The sequence below is a fragment of the Streptomyces sp. NPDC051041 genome, from assembly GCF_044456065.1.
Taxonomy (GTDB): Bacteria; Actinomycetota; Actinomycetes; order Streptomycetales; family Streptomycetaceae; genus Streptomyces; species Streptomyces glaucus.
Window position 1 is genome coordinate 469,544 of the sequence record NZ_JBITFM010000003.1, and the last position, 15,996, is coordinate 485,539.

A 15,996-nucleotide genomic window follows, 5' to 3' on the forward strand; every position below is an offset into this window, starting at 1 on the left:
ACGGGGTGCGGGCCCGCCTCACCCCCTGCCGTCGTCCTCGGCGCCGCAGGAGCTGCGGTCCGGCGGCAGGGAGCCGTACAGCAGGAAGGCGTCGACCGTGCGGCGCACGCACTTCGAGGACGCGTACCCGGTGTGCCCCTCGCCCTTGTTGTCGAGCACCACCGCCGACGGGCCGAGCCGCTCGGCGGTCTGCTCCGTCCACCGGTACGGCGTCGCCGGGTCGCCGCGGGTGCCGACGAGCAGCATCTTCGGCGTGTCGACGTCCTTGACCTCGTGGCGGATGAAGTCGGTGCCCTTGGGGCGGCCGTAGCACATCAGCACCTGGGTGAGCCGGTACCGGCCGAACACCGGCGACGCCTCCTCGTACGCGGCGCGCAGCCGGCCCAGGTCCCTGGTGATCCGCTCGGCGCTGGGGCGGTCCGGGTCGTCCGCGCAGTTGATCGCCATCAGCGCGGCCGGCAGGTTGTCGAGGGGCACGTCCTCCTCGTCGACGAGGCCCCCGGGGCCGTCCTCGCGCACCGGAAGCCCGAAGCCGCCCGACGCGAAGCCCTCCACACCGCGTGTGTCGCCGTCCTCCACCAGCAGCGCCAGAGCCCGCTCCAGCGAGGGCCACAGCTCCCTGCTGTAGAGCGCCTGCCCGATGGCGCCCACCAGGTCCTGGCCGGTGAACACGTCGCCGAAGGCCGTCGGCAGCGGATCCTCGTCGAGGGCGGCGACGAGCCGCACGACCTGCCGGCGGGCCTCGCGCGCGTCCTGCCCGAACGGGCAGGCGATGTCCTCCACGCACCAGTCGATGAAGTTCTCCAGCGCGGTCTGCTGCCCCTGCGCCCCGGCCAGGCCCTGCTCAGACAGCGGCTCCGTCAGCGTGTCCACACCGTCCAGCACCACCCGGCCCACCTTGTCGGGGAACTGGGCCGCGTACACCGCGCCCAGCCGGGTCCCGTAGGAGAATCCCAGATAGTTGAGCTTCTCGTCGCCGAGCGCCTGGCGCATCACGTCCATGTCGCGGGAGACGTCGACGGTGCCGATGTGGGGCAGGACGGGGCCCGCGTGCTCGGCGCACTCGGCGGCGGCCTCCCGCAGCAGCCGCAGCACGGCCTGCGGATCACGGCGCACGTCCTCGTCCCCGTCCGTCGCGTCCAGCAGGCCGGCGGCCCCCTCGCCGCAGCTGACCGGGGAGGACCTGCCCACACCGCGGGGATCGAAGGCCACCACGTCGTAGCCGTTGGTGAGGTGCATGAAGTTCTTGCCGGCGGCGGCGAGTTCGCTGACGCCCGAGCCGCCCGGACCGCCGAAGTTCAGCAGCACCGAGCCGCGGGACTCGCCGGTCGCCCGGTAGCGGGCGAGGGCGAGATCGAGCGTGCCCGCCTCGGGCCGGGCGTAGTCCAGGGGTACGGTGACCTTTCCGCACTGCAGGTCCTCCGGTGCGCCCGCGCCCTCGCAGGCGGACCAGGCGACCTCCTGGCGGTAGAACCGGGACAGGCCGGGCCCGGAATCGTCCGCGGCCGCGGCGGGCAGCCCCGCGCCCAGCAGCGCCAGGCCGGCCGCGGCGGCGACCGCGCAGCGGCCGGCCGAGGACCGATTCGACAGCTTGGCCAGCATCGATGCCTCCAGGGGCGCCCCGTCGCGGACCGGAGAACGGCGCCCTCGATCATCACCATAGGCGGCATTCCCGGGCGCCGCCTCCGGAGCGGCGGAGCCGCACGAGAGGGCTCGTCCCGGGCGCTTCGCCGCGCCGCCGGGGCGCAGCCGCCCTGTCGGGCCGCGCCTTCGCCGTCGGTCCTCTCCCACTGCCCGACCGGTCGCCTTTGCCATTGTTCGACAAGCGTGCCACTCGATGGGGTGAAAGGCCGATAAGCCATAACTCGCATGGTTCTCCGGCGTTTTATCCGATGCGGGCGAACGCTCGCGACCATGTCTGGAAGGCAGGGACCCATGAAACGGGTTACCCGAAACCGTGTGATCGCCGTCGCCGCCGCGTCGGGCGCGATGGTCATGACGATCCCGGCATCCGCCGCTTTCGCGACGGACGGCGGCTCGGTGGCGAACGGCTCCGCGGCCGGCTCGCCCGGGCTGGTCTCCGGCAACGTCGTCCAGCTCCCGGTGCACGTCCCGGTGAACGTGTGCGGGAACACCGTGAACGTGCTGGGCGCCCTCAACCCCGCCGCGGGCAACCGCTGTGCCAACGAGGGGGCGGCGCGGCAGGGACACGAGGGGGACGGCGGAGCCGGCGGCGCGGTCGCCGAAGGCGGCGGAAGGGATGCGCCGGGGCTGGTCTCCGGCAACGTCGTCCAGCTCCCGGTGCACGCCCCGGTGAACGTCAGCGGCAACAGCGTGAACGTGGTGGGCGTCGGCAACCCGGCCACCGGCAACGAGTCGGTCAACACGCCCGGCGACCACCCCGACCGCCCGGACCGCCCCGCGAAGCCGGTCCCGGAGCCGGCCCCGGTCCCGGAGCCGGCCGCCCCGCCCGAGCGCCGCGCGCAGCCGAGGCCCGCCCCGCCCGCCGCGTCCCCGGCCCCGGTCGCCCTGGCCCGCACGGGAGCGGACCAGACCCTCCCCGCCCTCGCGGGGAGCGCCGTCCTCGTCCTGGGCGGAGCGATCCTGTACCGGCGCTCCCGGCCGAGGCCGCAGAGCTGACGGACGGCGCGGCCGGGCCCCACCGAGCGCCGCCCGACGGGGCCCGGCCGGTCGCCGCTCGCAATTCCGGCAGGCCGTACATGTCCGCCCCGATCGAGGGCACGCGGATTGTACGAGAGATGTCGGTTCGAGTCGATGGTCGATCCGGAGGTGTCAGGTGTCTGCCGCGATGGACGCGAAGGTGTTGGAGCGGTTCCCCGCGGGATCCCCGCGCGGATCGTGGCCGGCGGAGGAGTACGCGGCGGCGCGCCGCGCGGAGGGCGAGCCCGCGACGGTCGTGATGGACCTGAAGTCGGACGCCTTCCTCGTGGTGGTCCCGGACCACGGCGAGAAGTAGTCGCGGAGCGGGCCGCCGGGCGGGGTCACGCCGACCGGGGCGGGGCGTCGTCCAGCCGCCGCGCCCTGCGCACGAACACCTCGTGCAGATCGCGCGCCGCCCGCGGCACGGACTCCGCCCGGCGGCGCCGCAGCATCAGCAGGATCCGGGGGGTGTCAGCGGCGAGCGGCCGGTACGTGATCGCCCCGCACCGCTCCAAGGGGTCGCCGGCGACGCTGAAGTCGGGCAGCACCGCCGCCCCCAGTCCCTCGGCGACCATCAGCTTTCCCATCTCGGCGCCGTCCGTCGAACAGGCGAAGGACGGCAGGCGTCCGTCCAGCAGGCGGTGCACACAGCGGTGCATCACATAGCCGGACCGCATGGCGACCAGCGGCTCGGCCGGCAACTCGTCCACCGACACCGCGGCCCGGGCCGCGAGCGGGCTGTCCGGCCGCACGCACACCACCGGCCGGCCGCGCAGCAGTTCGGTGGACTCGAACTCCGCGGGCATGTCGTCGCCCTCCAGGTGGTTGACCAGCCCGAGGTCGAAACCGCCCTCCAGCAGTGTCCGGTGGATGTCCGTCTGCTGCGCGGCGACCACCTCGACCTGGGTGAGCGGGTGCGCGACGCGGAACTCCCGCACGGACGGGATGAGCAGCGGCACGGTCGCCGCGTTCACGGTGCCGACGCGCACCATGCGGCTGATGCGGTGCTGCTCGCCCGCCGCCGCCCCCAGCCGGTCCACCGCGTCCAGGACGTCGACGATGTGCGGCAGCAGCTCCCGGCCCGCCGCGCTCATCGTCGCCCCGGAACGCTTGCGCTCCAGCAGGTCGACTCCCAGCTCCCGCTCCAGGTTCCGCACCGTCTCGCTCAACGCGGGCTGCGACAGGCGCAGTTCCTCGGCCGCGCGGCGCAGGGAACCCAGCCGGGTCACCGCGGCGATATATTCCAGTTGCTCGGTCCGCACGCCAGCAGAATGCGGGCGAATTCCCGGCGCGTGCAAGGGTTTCCCTGTCACGCGTTCGTGAAATCCAATGGTCCGGGATGCGAGACCGGTCGGGTTCTCCTTGACTGTCCTCGCCGACGGCTGTCACGATCGGCGGCATGAAGATGCGACTGGACCTCACGCGGCGACGCCATGTCGACCTCGCGCGCGTCTCCAGCGCCTCCTGTTGCCACGCGGCCTGATCCCCGCCGATCCGCCGCTTCCCCGCACCGCCGCACCCGCCTTCCCCGGGCAGCCGTGCGCCGCTTTTCCGCCGCACCGCCTGAATTCAGCGCGCCGTCGCGCCCGGTGAATTCGGCGTACCGGCTCTTTCCCTGCCTTCTTTCTGTCTTTTTCCGGCAGATACGCGACAGGAGTTTTGCATGTCCGCGCAGCCCGTGAAATTCGCCTACTGGGTCCCCAACGTCAGCGGCGGCCTGGTCACCAGCAGGATCGAGCAACGCACCGACTGGGGGTACGAGTACAACCGCGAGCTCGCCGTCCTCGCCGAGAACAACGGCTTCGAGTACGCGCTCAGCCAGGTCCGCTACATGGCCGGCTACGGCGCCGAGTACCAGCACGAGTCGACCGGCTTCAGCCTCGCGCTGCTGCTCGCCACCCAGCGGCTGAAGGTCATCGCCGCCGTCCACCCGGGCCTGTGGCACCCGGGCGTCCTCGCCAAGTTCGGCGCCACCGCCGACCACCTGTCGAACGGCCGCTTCGCCGTCAACGTCGTCAGCGGCTGGTTCAAGAGCGAGTTCACCGCCCTCGGCGAGCCCTGGCTGGAGCACGACGAACGCTACCGCCGGTCCGAGGAGTTCATCCGCGCCCTGCGCACGATCTGGACCGAGGACCACGCCGAACTCGCCGGAGACTTCTACCGGCTGCGGGACTTCTCCCTCAAGCCCAAGCCCCTCGGCGCCCCCGGGCGGCCGCACCCGGAGATCTTCCAGGGCGGCAACTCCACCGCCGCCCGCGCCATGGCCGGCCGCGTCTCCGACTGGTACTTCTCCAACGGCAGGGACTTCGACGGCGTCGTCGAGCAACTCGCCGACATCCGCGCCTCCGCCGCCCGGGCCGGCCGCACACCCCCGAGATTCGGCCTCAACGCCTTCCTCATCGCCCGCGACACCGAGGCCGAGGCCCGCGAGACGCTCCGGGAGATCGTCGCCCGGGCCGACACCGAGGCCGTGGAGGGCTTCGGCGCGGCCGTCCGGCAGGCCGGCCGGTCCACCGCCGACGGCAAGGGCATGTGGCAGGACTCCGCCTTCGAGGACCTGGTGCAGTACAACGACGGCTTCCGCACCGGCCTGATCGGCACCCCGGAGCAGATCGCCGAGCGGATCGTCGCCTACAAGAGGCTCGGCGTCGACCTTTTCCTCCTGGGCTTCCTCCACTATCACGAAGAGGTCGAGTACTTCGGCCGCCGCGTCCTGCCGCTCGTCCGCGAGCTGGAGGCCGGCCTGCCCGCCGATTCCGCCCCCGCCCACGCCTGACCGCACCGCACCACGAGAGAGGCCGACACCCATGAGCACCGCCACGCCCGCCGACTGGCGGACCCGCCCCACCCCGAAGACCGCCGAGGAGTGGATCGCCCGCGCCGCCGAGGTCGCCGCCGTCCTCGCCACCGACGCCGCCGAGCGCGACCGGGCCGGCGCCACCCCGTACACCGAGGTCCGGCTGCTGAAGGACTCCGGGCTCGTCACTCTGCTCGGCCCCGTCGAGCACGGCGGCGCGGGCCAGGACTGGCCCACCGCCTACCGCGTCGTGCGCGAGGTCGCCAAGGCGGACGGCTCCATCGGGCAGCTCCTCGGCTACCACTACCTGTGGAACTGGGCCGCCCGCCTGGTCGGCACCCGCGAGCAGTGGGAGCACGTCGAGGCCGAGGCCGCCCGCAACCGCTGGTTCTTCGGCGGCGCGGTCAACCCGCGCGACAAGGACGTGGTCGTCACCGAGGACGGCGACGACCTGGTCTTCACCGGCCGCAAGTCCTTCTCCACCGGCAGCAAGGTCTCCGACGTCACTGTCCTGGAGGGCGTTTTCGAGGGCACCGACCGGCACGTCTTCGCCATCGTGCTCTCCGACAGCGAGGGCCTGACCTTCCACGACGACTGGGACAACATCGGCCAGCGGCTCACCGAGAGCGGCAGCGTCACCATCGACGGCGTCCGCACCCCGTGGTCCTCGGCGGCCGGCTACGTCGGCAAGGAGTTCCAGCCGCGCGTCTACAACACCCTCAACGTCCCCACCATCCAGCTGGTCTTCGTCAACCTCTACCTCGGCATCGCCGCCGGCGCGCTGGAGACGGCCGCCGCCTACACCCGCACCAAGACGCGGCCCTGGCTGCACGGCGGGTACGAGCGCGCGGTCGACGAGCCGTACGTCGTCGACACCTACGGCGACCTCACCGCCAAGCTGTGGGCCGTCGAGGCGCTCGCCGACGCGGTCGCCGCCGAGGGGCAGAAGCTGCACGACGACCCGGACGCGGTGACCGAGCAGGCGCGCGGCGAGTTCGAGGTGCGGGTGGCCGCGGTCAAGGCCCGGGCCACCGACGTCGCCCTGGAGATCACCAACCGCATCTTCGAGGTCACCGGCGCCCGCTCCACGACCACCGCCGAGGGCCTCGACCGGTTCTGGCGCAACGTCCGCACCCACACCCTGCACGACCCGGTCGCCTACAAGCGCCGCGAGGTCGGCCGCTGGGTCCTCGAGGGCGAACTGCCCGAGCCCACCTGGTACTCCTGACCGATCCCGCCCGGGGCGCCCGCCGCACGTGGGCGCCCCGGGCCCGGCGCCCGCCGTGAACGCCTTCCGAGAAGAGGACCCCATGGCCACCGTCCTGTCCGTCTCCGGCAGCCCCTCCGCCTCCTCCCGCACCGACCGACTGCTGCGCCACCTGGACAACCGGCTGGTCGCGCACGGCCACGAGGTGATCCCGCTCGACGTCCGCACCCTGCCCGCCGAGGCGCTGCTCGGCGCCGACTTCCGCCACCCGGCGATCGTCGGGGCCACCGAGCTGGTCGCCCGCGCCGACGGGGTCGTCGTCGGCACCCCCGTCTACAAGGCGTCCTACTCCGGCGTCCTCAAGGCGCTGCTCGACCTGCTCCCGCAGTACGCCCTCACCGGCAAGACGGTGCTGCCGCTGGCCACCGGCGGCACCACCGCCCACGTCCTGGCCATCGACTACGCGCTCCGCCCGGTGCTGAACTCCATGGGCGCGGCCCACATCGTGCAGGGCTGGTTCACCCTCGACAAGGACATCACCGTGCACGAGGACGGCTCCCTCACCGTCGCCCAGGCCGCGTTCGAGGCCCTGGCGCAGGTGGTCGACCAGTTCTCGGCGGCGCTGGGCCCCGTCCCGGCGCTGGCGGCGGGCCGGGCGGCATGACCGCGCACCTGATCGCCGACGACGCCGAGGCGCTCACCGTCGCCGCCGCCCTCGCCGAGGAGTTCCGCGCGGGCGCCGCCGCGCGCGACGCCGGACGCGGACTGCCGTACGAGGAGGTGGCCAGGCTCTCCGCCTCCGGCCTGCTCGCCGTCACCGTGCCCGCCGAGCACGGCGGGGCGGACGTCCGCCACGAGACCCTCGCGGAGATCTTCCGGCTGCTGGCCACCGCCGACGCCAGCATCGCCCAGATCCCGCAGAGCCACTTCGTGTACGTGAACGTGATCCGCCGCCAGGGCACCGAGGAGCAGCGGAAGTTCTTCTACGCGGAACTGCTCGCCGGCCGCCGCCTCGGCAACGCCCAGTCGGAGGCGGGCACGAAGCACGTGCAGGACATCCGCACCCGGCTGGAGCGCCGGCCGGACGGCTCGTACGTCCTCGACGGCGTCAAGCACTACGCCACGGGCGCCCTGTTCGCCGACTGGATCCCCGTCCTCGCCCGCGCCGGGGACGATCTGCTGCACGTCGCCCTCGTGCCGCGCGACGCCCCCGGTCTCACCGTGATCGACGACTGGGACGGCATGGGCCAGCGCACCACCGCCAGCGGCACCGTCCGCCTGGAGGCCGTACCGGTCCCCGCCGACCGGGTGTTCCCGCACCACCTCACCTTCGAGGGCCCGCAGCTGCACGGCGCGGTCGCCCAGCTGCTGCACGCCGCCATCGACACCGGGATCGCCCGGGGGGCGCTGGCCGAGGCCGCCGAGTTCGTCCGGACCAGGAGCCGGCCCTGGTTCGAGAGCGGGTTCGAGACGGCCGGGGAGGACCCGCTGCTGATCCAGCGGTTCGGCGAACTGGACCTGAGCGTGCGCGCGTCCGAGGCGCTGCTGCGCGAGGCCGCCCGCACGGTGGACGCCGCCGCGGCCCGCCTCACCGACGACTCGGCCGCCGAGGCCTCCCTCGCGGTCGCCGCCGCGAAGGCGCACGCCGCGGCGGCCGCCGTCGAGGTCGCCGGAGCCCTCTTCGAGGTCGCCGGCACCCGCTCGGCCCTCGCCTCGCTCAACCTGCACCGCCACTGGCGCGACGCCCGCACCCACACCCTGCACGACCCGGCTCGCTGGAAGATCCAGCACCTCGGCCGCCACGTGCTGCACGGCACCCGGCCGCCCCGGCACGGCCTGCTGTAACGGACGCCCCCGATCGGAGATCCCCGTGTCCCTCACCTTCCACTGGTTCCTGCCCACCAACGGCGACAGCCGCCATGTCGTCGGCGGCGGCCACGGCACCCCGGCCACCGCCTCCGGACGGGACCGGCCGCCCACGGTCGCCTACCTGAGCCAGATCGCCCGCGCCGCCGAGGACCTGGGCTTCGTCGGCGCGCTCACGCCGACCGGAGCCTGGTGCGAGGACGCTTGGCTGACCACCGCGATGGTGAGCCGGCACACCGAACGCCTGAAATTCCTGGTCGCCTTCCGCCCCGGCTTCGTCTCGCCCACGCTCGCCGCGCAGATGGCCGCCACCTTCCAGCGGCAGACCGGCGGACGGCTGCTGCTCAACGTCGTCACGGGCGGCGAGAGCCACGAGCAGCGCGCCTACGGCGACTTCCTCGACAAGGACGCCCGCTACCGCCGCACCGGGGAGTTCCTGGAGATCGTGCGGGGCCTGTGGGAGGGCAAGACCGTCGACCTGGCCGGGGAGCACCTGCGGGTCGAGGACGCCGCGCTGGCCCGGGTGCCCGACCCGGTCCCCGAGGTGTACTTCGGCGGCTCCTCGCCCCTCGCGGGCGAGGTCGCCGCCCGCCACGTCGACGTGTACCTCACCTGGGGCGAACCGCCCGCGCAGGTCGCCGAGAAGATCGCCTGGATCCGGTCGCTGGCGGCGGAGCAGGGCCGCACGCTCCGCTTCGGCGTCCGGCTGCACGTCATCACCCGCGACACCGCCGGGCAGGCCTGGGCCGAGGCGAACCGCCTCCTGGACGGCTTCGACCCGCAGACCGTGCGGTCCGTGCAGGCCGGGCTCGCCCGCAGCGAGTCCGAGGGGCAGCGGCGCATGCTCGCCCTGCACGGCGGCAGCCGCGAGCGCCTGGAGATCCACCCCAACCTGTGGGCCGGCATCGGCCTGGTGCGCGGCGGCGCGGGCACCGCGCTGGTCGGCAGCCACGACGAGGTCGCCGAGCGGATCAAGGAGTACCACGCCCTGGGCGTCGAGGAGTTCGTCCTGTCCGGCTATCCGCACCTGGAGGAGGCGTACTGGTTCGGCGAGGGCGTGCTGCCGCGGCTGGCCGCGCAGGGGCTGTGGCGGCACCCGTTCGCCACGGAGCCCGCCCCCTCGGCCCAGGTGCCGTTCGCGGGTTAGCCGTTCGCGAGCGGGACGCCGGCGGCGGGCCGATCCGCCGCCGGTGTGCCGAGGTGCGCCCGGCGTACCTCGGCCGGCCGTCCCGCGCCGGCGGGAACGCCCCCCTCGCGGGCCGGCCGCACCGCTTCGCCCGCCTCCGGCGGGCCCCCGGATCCCTGCTGTGATATATGTCACATTCAACCCGTGTCACGTCCGGGCCGCCTGCTCCCATCTGGTGGGCGTCAGCAGGCGAGCCGAGGAGGACGGAACGATGAGCGCACGGCAGGAGACCGGCACGGCGACCGCGCACCGCGTGGTGATCCTGGGGGCTGGGTACGCGGGCGTGGCCGCGGCCGTCCAGCTCGCGGCCCGGGTGAGGCGGCGCGCAGGGGTGCGGGTGACGGTGGTGAACGCGCAGGAGCGGTTCACCGAGCGCATGCGGCTGCACATGGCGGCGACCGGGCAGCGGCTCGCCGAGCTGAGCGTCCCGCAGCTGCTGGAGGGCACGGGCGCGCAGTTCGTGCGCGGCTGGGTGACGGCGGTGGATCCGGATGCGAAGACCGTGCGGATCGACGACGGCCGGGTGCTGGCCTACGACACGCTGGTGTACGGGCTGGGCGGCGTCGCCGGCACCTCGGCGGTACCGGGGGCCGAGGACCACGCGTACACCCTGAGCAGCACCCGGGACGCCGAGCTGCTGGCCGACCGGCTGGCGCGGCTCGGCAGCGGCACGGTGGTGGTCGCGGGCAGCGGGCTGACCGGCATCGAGTCGGCCGCGGAGATCGCCGAGCGGCATCCGCGGTTGAGCGTGGTGCTGCTGGGCAGGCAGGAGCCCGGTGCGGCCATGACCCCGAAGGCCGGGGCGTATCTGCATGCCGCGCTCGACCGGCTGGGCGTCCGGGTGCGCGCCGGCGTCGAGGTGGTGAAGGTGCTGCCCGACGCGGTGGAACTGGCGGGCGGGGAGAGCATCGCGGCCGACGCGGTCCTGTGGACGGGCGGCACGCGGACCTCGCCGCTGGCGGCCGCCGCCGGGCTGGCCGTCGACGAGCGCGGACGCATCGTCACCGACGCCGCGCTGCGGTCGGTGTCCCACCCCGAGGTGTACGCGATCGGGGACGCGGCCGCGATCCGCCAGGGATACGGCGTCATGCACGGCACATGCCAGAGCGGCATGCCGGCCGGTGTGCACGCTGCGCTGTCGATCGACCGGGTGCTCAGGGGCAGGCAGCCCAAGCCGTTTCGCTTCGGCTACTACCACACGCCGGTGAGCCTGGGGCGCGGTGACGCCGTGGTGCAGTTCACACGGCCCGATGACAGCCCGCGCCGGATCTGCCTGACCGGCCGCACGGCGGTTTGGTACAAGGAGGCGGTGACCGCCTCGCCCTGGCCGGCCTACGGCCGTATGAAGAAGATGCCCGCCTCGGGCGCGATCTGGCCCCGCGGAGGCCGCTCCACCCGGGTCCGGGAGGCCCGGTGACCGACCCGTCCCCCCATCCCGACCAGCAGGTCTTCCACGAGCACCGGCGGCTGCTGTTCTCCGTGGCCTACCGCCTCCTGGGCAGCGTCGCCGACGCCGAGGACGCGGTCCAGGACGCCTGGATCAAGTGGTCCGCCACGGGCCGCTCGCAGGTGGCCGACCCCAAGGCGTACCTGACGCGGATCGTATCGAACCTGGCGCTGGAACGGCTGCGCTCCACCCGGCACAAGCGGGAGACCTATGCGGGGCCGTGGCTGCCGGAGCCCGTCCTCACCGGAGGGGATGCCTCCGAGATCGTCACGGACGCCGAGTCGGTGTCGATGGCCATGCTGGTGGTGCTGGAGACGCTCAGCCCGCTGGAGCGTGCGGTGTTCGTGCTGAAGGAGGTCTTCGACTTCAGTTACGCCGAGATCGCCAAGGCCGTGGAGCGTTCCGAAGCCGCGGTGCGGCAGGCCGCGCACCGGGCCCGCGAGCACGTGCGGGCCCGGCGGCCGCGCTTCGCCGCCGACCGGTCGCGGCAGCGCGAGGCCACCGAGAGGTTCTTCGCCGCCGCGACCGGCGGGGACGTCAACGCCCTGATGGAACTGCTCTCCCCGGACGTCACCCTGTGGACCGACGGCGGCGGCAAGGTCCGGCAGGCCCTGCGTCCGGTCGCGGGCGCGGCCACGGTGGCCGCCTGGTTCGCGGCCATCGGCACCGTCACCTACCAGGGTGTCGAGTCTGCCGACAGGAGAGCCGAACTCGTCGAGATCAACGGTGGGCCGGGCATCGTGTTCAGCGGGCCGGAAAGCGTGATCGCCACCGTCACCTTCGACTTCGACCGCGACGGCCGAATCACCGCCATCCACAACGTGGCCAACCCGGACAAGCTGCAGGCCGTCGCCGACGGCACCGCTTACGACCTCGGAACGCGGTGAGCGTCGTCACCGCATGCTGCCGCCGGGCGCGAGCAGGCTGGTGAGTCCGGCGACCGCCCCGGGGACGGCTCGAAGCAGCGGTGGAAGCTCCCCGGCTTCCTGCGCCGGGACTCCGCCGTGAGCATCGGCAGCCAGGCGCCCCGCTCACCAAGGTGGATCAGGGCGGAGCGGCGATACTCGTGCGAATCCCAGCCGGTACCGGGCCGCGTGCCACGGCGTGCCCGGCCGGCAGGGCGCGGGCCCGACCGTAGGACAGGCGGGCGAGCCCGGTGCCCGGGCGGCGTGGGTGACGAGCACCGGCCGTGGATCCGGCCCTGAAACGGCCTCCCGGCACACGACCTGACACGCATGTTCCTCGGCCCCACCGCGTGTCCGCTCCCCGGCACGGTCTCAGCGCACCCTCACCCTTTTCTGACCTCCTGTGAGAAAAGCGGTTGCACCGGTGGTCCCCTCGCGGACAGGGTGCGGTGGTGATCGGAACAGGGATCGAACTCCCCGTCGTGGACGGGGTTCCGTCCGGTGTGGACTTCGGCGGTCACGGTGCGGGCGTGCTGCTCGTCCACGGCAGCGGACACAACGCTGCGGTCTGGACGGACGTGGCGTCCCGTCTGGTGAGCGAGCGCCGTCCGGTCGCCCTCGACCTGTGTGGCCATGGGCAGAGCCGGCTCGACTCCACCGGTCCCGAGCAGTACTGGCGAGACATCGGTGACGTCGTCACCGCGCCGGCCCGGGACCGCCCCGTGCTGGTGGGCCACTCCACCGGTGGGTACGCGGTGACGGCCGCCGCTGCCGGCGGACTTGTGGAACCGGCCGCCCTCTGCACCGTGGACGGCGTGGTGCTCGATGACCGTGACGCGTCACTCGCCGAGCATGCCGACCTGCGGACCACCGAGGCGGCGGACCGCTTGCGGACGATGTTCCGCTACGGCTGGAAAGCCGACGACGACCAGATGCGCGCCCATGTCGAGCAGTGCGTGCGGGAGGCCGGAGGGGACTGGCTCAACGCCGGAGCACGACCCGGGCTCGTCGAGGAGGTCACGCGGCGCTCCTTCATGCGCCGCGGTCACCGGTGGGTACGGCGGCCGGCCGTCGGGGAAGCCGCGACCGTCACCGCCGTGGAGCCCGATGCGGAAGTCCTCCCGGCCGTCGATGTGTACGACCGCCTCACCTGTCCGATGACGATCGTGCTGGCCGAGGAGGGCTTCTGCGCCTCACGGCGCGACGAGGTGCGCGCCGTCGTCGACGCCGTCCCCGGCCGCCGGCTGACCGACATCGGCTCGAATCACAACGTCCCCATGACCCGGCCTGCCGACCTCGCTGCGATCGTTCTCGACCTGGTGCGGGACCGAGCCGCGACATCGGCCGGGAACGTCGATCGATCTTCGCCCCACCGCTCCACGAGGAGTCGCCGTGCACCGTTCCAACGCCCCGACCATCAGAGAGATCTCCGTGGCGGGCAAGGACGCCGGGCCTTACGGCATCGCGGCCGGAGCTGACGGTGCGCTGTGGCTCACCCTCGTGCACAGTGGTCGCATCGCGCGTCTCACCCTCGACGGCGAACTCGACGAATACCCCCTGGACTCGTCCGAGTGTCGTCCTGCGGTCATTGCTCCCGGGCCCGACGGAGCACTGTGGTTCACCCGGTTCCAGGACCACCGGGTCGGCCGCGTCACCGCCGACGGTGAGACGGAATCCTTCCCCGTACCGACGCCCGGCAGCGGACCCTTCGGCATCACCGCCGGTCCGGACGGCGCGGTGTGGTTCACGGAGATGAACACCGACCGTATCGGCCGCATCACCTGCAAAGGGGAGATCACCGAGTTCGTCCTTCCCGGTACGGGCGCCTGCCCCTTGGCCATCACCGCAGGCCCTGACGGGGCCTTGTGGTTCACCCTCAACCAGGCGAACGCGATCGGCCGCATCACTGTCCGCGGGGACGTCGTCACACACCCGCTCCCCACCCCCGGCGCCGCGCCCGTGGGCATCACCAGTGACGGCGCCGCCCTGTGGTTCGTCGAAATCGCAGCGGGCCAGATCGGCAGGATCTCGATGGATGGCAGGATCGAGGAGTTTCCGCTCCCCGACCGCACGGCCAAACCCCACGCCATCGTCGCCGCCTCCACCGGGGACTGCTGGTTCACCGAATGGGGAGCCAACCGCATCGGCCGCATCACCGACAGCGGCGAGATCACCGAGTACAGCCTGCCGTCGCCGTCGTCCGAGCCGCACGGCATCACCGTGGGTTCCGACGGCGCCCTGTGGGCGGCACTTGAGACGGGAGGAGTCGCGCGGTTGGAACCGTAGCTCGGGACGGAGAACCGCCCAGGTCGGCCGTGTGCCGGTGTCGTGTCGCGCCAGAGGCCGCCGCGGCCCGATCGACGTGCCGTACCTGCTCGATGCCTTCTCCACGGTGAGCGTACGGCCCCGCCGTCCGCGGCCCGAGGGCCGGGAACGGCCGTCGCGGCGAGGCCGGGGCGGGTGTCCATGCCGAGGTTCACCTCACCGCATGGCCGGACGTGCGACCAGGACAGCGGGGTCGGGCCGCGCCGGTCGGCGGATGCGAGGGGTTTTCCCGCTTCGGTTCGTCGGGGACGTCCTGGAGCATCAGGGTGTTCACGTGCACGGGGTCGATTGACGTACTCCGGCAGGCTCCCGGGGGTTTCGCCTCACGGCGGGCCGGGGCGCGGCCGGATCTGACGGATCGTCGGGCGCGGTCCGGGGGAGGGGCGGGCAGGATGGCCAAGATTGGTCTACACCCTTGACTGGTACATACCAATACGGTTGAGTGTGCTGCCACACCCCCCACCACGGCCGCGCCCCGCAGCAGGCCTTGCCTCACCCTGCCCCGCCGGGGGCGGTCGTGTCGCACGAAGGAGTTGATCCCTGTGTCGAGACGCCGCCTGTCCGCCCTCGTGACCGCGCTCGCCCTCTCGGCCGCCGCGCCGGTGCTGCTGCCGGCCGCGGAGGCCTCCGCCGCCGCGTGTTCCAGCTATCCGAGCTGGGTGGCCGGCAAGCCGTACGTCACCGGCGACATCGTCCGCTACACCGACGGCAAGGCGTACATCGCCGAGCACGACAACCCGGGTTACGACCCGACCATCAGCACCTGGTACTGGGAGCCGTACGCCTGCGACAGCGGCGGCTCCGGCACGCCCGTCGGCTCGTTCGTCGTCAGCGAGGCCCAGTTCAACCAGATGTTCCCGAACCGGAACCCCTTCTACACCTACAGCGGCCTCACCGCCGCGCTCGGCGCCTACCCCGGCTTCGCCAACACCGGCAGCGACACCACCAGGAAGCAGGAGGCCGCGGCCTTCCTCGCCAACGTCAGCCACGAGACCGGCGGACTGGTGCACGTGGTCGAGCAGAACACCGCCAACTACCCGCACTACTGCGACTGGAGCCAGCCCTACGGCTGCCCGGCCGGCCAGGCGGCCTACTACGGGCGCGGCCCGATCCAGCTCAGCTGGAACTTCAACTACAAGGCCGCGGGCGACGCGCTCGGCATCGACCTGCTGAACAACCCGTGGCTGGTGCAGAACGACGCCGCCGTGGCCTGGAAGACGGCCCTGTGGTACTGGAACACCCAGAGCGGTCCCGGCACCATGACCCCGCACAACGCCATGGTGAACGGCGCCGGCTTCGGCCAGACGATCCGCTCCATCAACGGCTCCCTGGAGTGCGACGGGAAGAACCCGGCCCAGGTGCAGAGCCGGGTGACGAAGTACCAGCAGTTCGCCCAGATCCTCGGCGTCCCGCCGGGCGGCAACCTCTACTGCTGACCCGGACCGGACCGCGTACCCGCCCGCCGGGCCGCGCCGGGCGCGGCCGGCGGGCGGCGCCGTCCTCCGGCCCGCCCGCCCCCGCGCGGCCCGGACCCCGTCCCGCACGAGGTGCCGTCCGGGCGGTTCGTGCTCCCCGCGCCACGCCCGGGTACGCCCGCGGGCG

General features: G+C 73.1%; 15 protein-coding genes. 13 read left to right on the forward strand and 2 right to left on the reverse strand.

The window, feature by feature from the left end; translation table 11 throughout:
• Positions 1-18: 18 nt before the first annotated feature.
• Entirely contained in the window at positions 19-1,602 is a 1,584-nt protein-coding gene (locus ACIBAI_RS08235; protein ID WP_399032042.1) for an alpha/beta hydrolase, read from the reverse strand.
• Positions 1,603-1,935: 333 nt separating this feature from the next.
• On the opposite strand from ACIBAI_RS08235, the gene ACIBAI_RS08240 reads away from it, so the two are divergent.
• Complete coding sequence (locus ACIBAI_RS08240) at positions 1,936-2,640, forward strand: chaplin (RefSeq protein WP_399032044.1); 705 nt, start codon at positions 1,936-1,938, stop codon at positions 2,638-2,640.
• Between the two features lie 169 nt (positions 2,641-2,809).
• Positions 2,810-2,977: a hypothetical protein gene (locus ACIBAI_RS08245; RefSeq protein WP_399032046.1), complete on the forward strand. Its 168-nt coding sequence runs from the start codon at positions 2,810-2,812 to the stop codon at positions 2,975-2,977.
• A gap of 25 nt (positions 2,978-3,002) precedes the next feature.
• Here ACIBAI_RS08245 and ACIBAI_RS08250 read toward each other — a convergent pair whose 3' ends face one another.
• On the reverse strand, positions 3,003-3,923 hold the full coding sequence (locus ACIBAI_RS08250; RefSeq protein ID WP_399032047.1) for a LysR family transcriptional regulator: 921 nt from the start codon (positions 3,921-3,923) through the stop codon (positions 3,003-3,005).
• A gap of 143 nt (positions 3,924-4,066) precedes the next feature.
• Here ACIBAI_RS08250 and ACIBAI_RS08255 point away from each other — a divergent pair, with 143 nt between their 5' ends.
• The 11 genes from ACIBAI_RS08255 (at position 4,067) to ACIBAI_RS08305 (ending at position 15,830) form a co-directional block, all read left to right on the forward strand.
• Positions 4,067-4,144 carry a putative leader peptide gene (locus ACIBAI_RS08255; RefSeq protein WP_384264940.1) on the forward strand — a complete coding sequence of 26 codons (78 nt, stop codon included), beginning with the start codon at positions 4,067-4,069 and terminating at the stop codon, positions 4,142-4,144.
• A gap of 180 nt (positions 4,145-4,324) precedes the next feature.
• A complete protein-coding gene (gene sfnG, locus ACIBAI_RS08260) occupies positions 4,325-5,437 on the forward strand; it encodes a dimethylsulfone monooxygenase SfnG (protein WP_399032049.1) in 1,113 nt (370 codons plus the stop codon).
• A 31-nt stretch (positions 5,438-5,468) separates the two neighbouring features.
• On the forward strand, positions 5,469-6,686 hold the full coding sequence (locus ACIBAI_RS08265) for an acyl-CoA dehydrogenase family protein (protein ID WP_399032051.1): 1,218 nt from the start codon (positions 5,469-5,471) through the stop codon (positions 6,684-6,686).
• A gap of 82 nt (positions 6,687-6,768) precedes the next feature.
• Positions 6,769-7,329, forward strand: a complete 561-nt coding sequence (gene ssuE, locus ACIBAI_RS08270) for an NADPH-dependent FMN reductase (protein WP_399032053.1) — start codon at positions 6,769-6,771, stop codon at positions 7,327-7,329.
• Complete coding sequence (locus ACIBAI_RS08275) at positions 7,326-8,510, forward strand: SfnB family sulfur acquisition oxidoreductase (RefSeq protein WP_399032055.1); 1,185 nt, start codon at positions 7,326-7,328, stop codon at positions 8,508-8,510. The genes ssuE and ACIBAI_RS08275 overlap by 4 nt, the downstream gene beginning before the upstream one ends.
• Before the next feature lie 25 nt (positions 8,511-8,535).
• A complete protein-coding gene (locus ACIBAI_RS08280) occupies positions 8,536-9,678 on the forward strand; it encodes an LLM class flavin-dependent oxidoreductase (protein ID WP_399032057.1) in 1,143 nt (380 codons plus the stop codon).
• 250 nt (positions 9,679-9,928) lie between these two features.
• A complete protein-coding gene (locus ACIBAI_RS08285; protein WP_399032059.1) occupies positions 9,929-11,134 on the forward strand; it encodes an NAD(P)/FAD-dependent oxidoreductase in 1,206 nt (401 codons plus the stop codon).
• Positions 11,131-12,051, forward strand: a complete 921-nt coding sequence (locus ACIBAI_RS08290; protein ID WP_399032061.1) for an RNA polymerase sigma-70 factor — start codon at positions 11,131-11,133, stop codon at positions 12,049-12,051. The genes ACIBAI_RS08285 and ACIBAI_RS08290 overlap by 4 nt, the downstream gene beginning before the upstream one ends.
• A gap of 470 nt (positions 12,052-12,521) precedes the next feature.
• Positions 12,522-13,547: an alpha/beta fold hydrolase gene (locus tag ACIBAI_RS08295; RefSeq protein ID WP_399032062.1), complete on the forward strand. Its 1,026-nt coding sequence runs from the start codon at positions 12,522-12,524 to the stop codon at positions 13,545-13,547.
• Positions 13,462-14,355, forward strand: coding sequence for a virginiamycin B lyase (locus ACIBAI_RS08300; protein WP_399032064.1), 894 nt, complete (start codon positions 13,462-13,464; stop codon positions 14,353-14,355). Before ACIBAI_RS08295 ends, ACIBAI_RS08300 begins: the two co-directional genes overlap by 86 nt.
• Before the next feature lie 581 nt (positions 14,356-14,936).
• Positions 14,937-15,830, forward strand: coding sequence for a glycoside hydrolase family 19 protein (locus ACIBAI_RS08305; protein ID WP_399032066.1), 894 nt, complete (start codon positions 14,937-14,939; stop codon positions 15,828-15,830).
• Positions 15,831-15,996 lie beyond the last annotated feature (166 nt).

Excerpts from the sequence above, each read along its gene's own strand:
- ACIBAI_RS08235 (WP_399032042.1), bottom strand. The coding sequence starts at position 1,602 with ATGCTGGCCAAGCTGTCGAATCGGTCCTCGGCCGGCCGCTGCGCGGTC.
- ACIBAI_RS08240 (WP_399032044.1), top strand. The coding sequence starts at position 1,936 with ATGAAACGGGTTACCCGAAACCGTGTGATCGCCGTCGCCGCCGCGTCG.
- ACIBAI_RS08245 (WP_399032046.1), top strand. The coding sequence starts at position 2,810 with ATGGACGCGAAGGTGTTGGAGCGGTTCCCCGCGGGATCCCCGCGCGGA.
- ACIBAI_RS08255 (WP_384264940.1), top strand. The coding sequence starts at position 4,067 with ATGCGACTGGACCTCACGCGGCGACGCCATGTCGACCTCGCGCGCGTC.
- sfnG (WP_399032049.1), top strand. The coding sequence starts at position 4,325 with ATGTCCGCGCAGCCCGTGAAATTCGCCTACTGGGTCCCCAACGTCAGC.
- ACIBAI_RS08265 (WP_399032051.1), top strand. The coding sequence starts at position 5,469 with ATGAGCACCGCCACGCCCGCCGACTGGCGGACCCGCCCCACCCCGAAG.
- ssuE (WP_399032053.1), top strand. The coding sequence starts at position 6,769 with ATGGCCACCGTCCTGTCCGTCTCCGGCAGCCCCTCCGCCTCCTCCCGC.
- ACIBAI_RS08275 (WP_399032055.1), top strand. The coding sequence starts at position 7,326 with ATGACCGCGCACCTGATCGCCGACGACGCCGAGGCGCTCACCGTCGCC.
- ACIBAI_RS08285 (WP_399032059.1), top strand. The coding sequence starts at position 9,929 with ATGAGCGCACGGCAGGAGACCGGCACGGCGACCGCGCACCGCGTGGTG.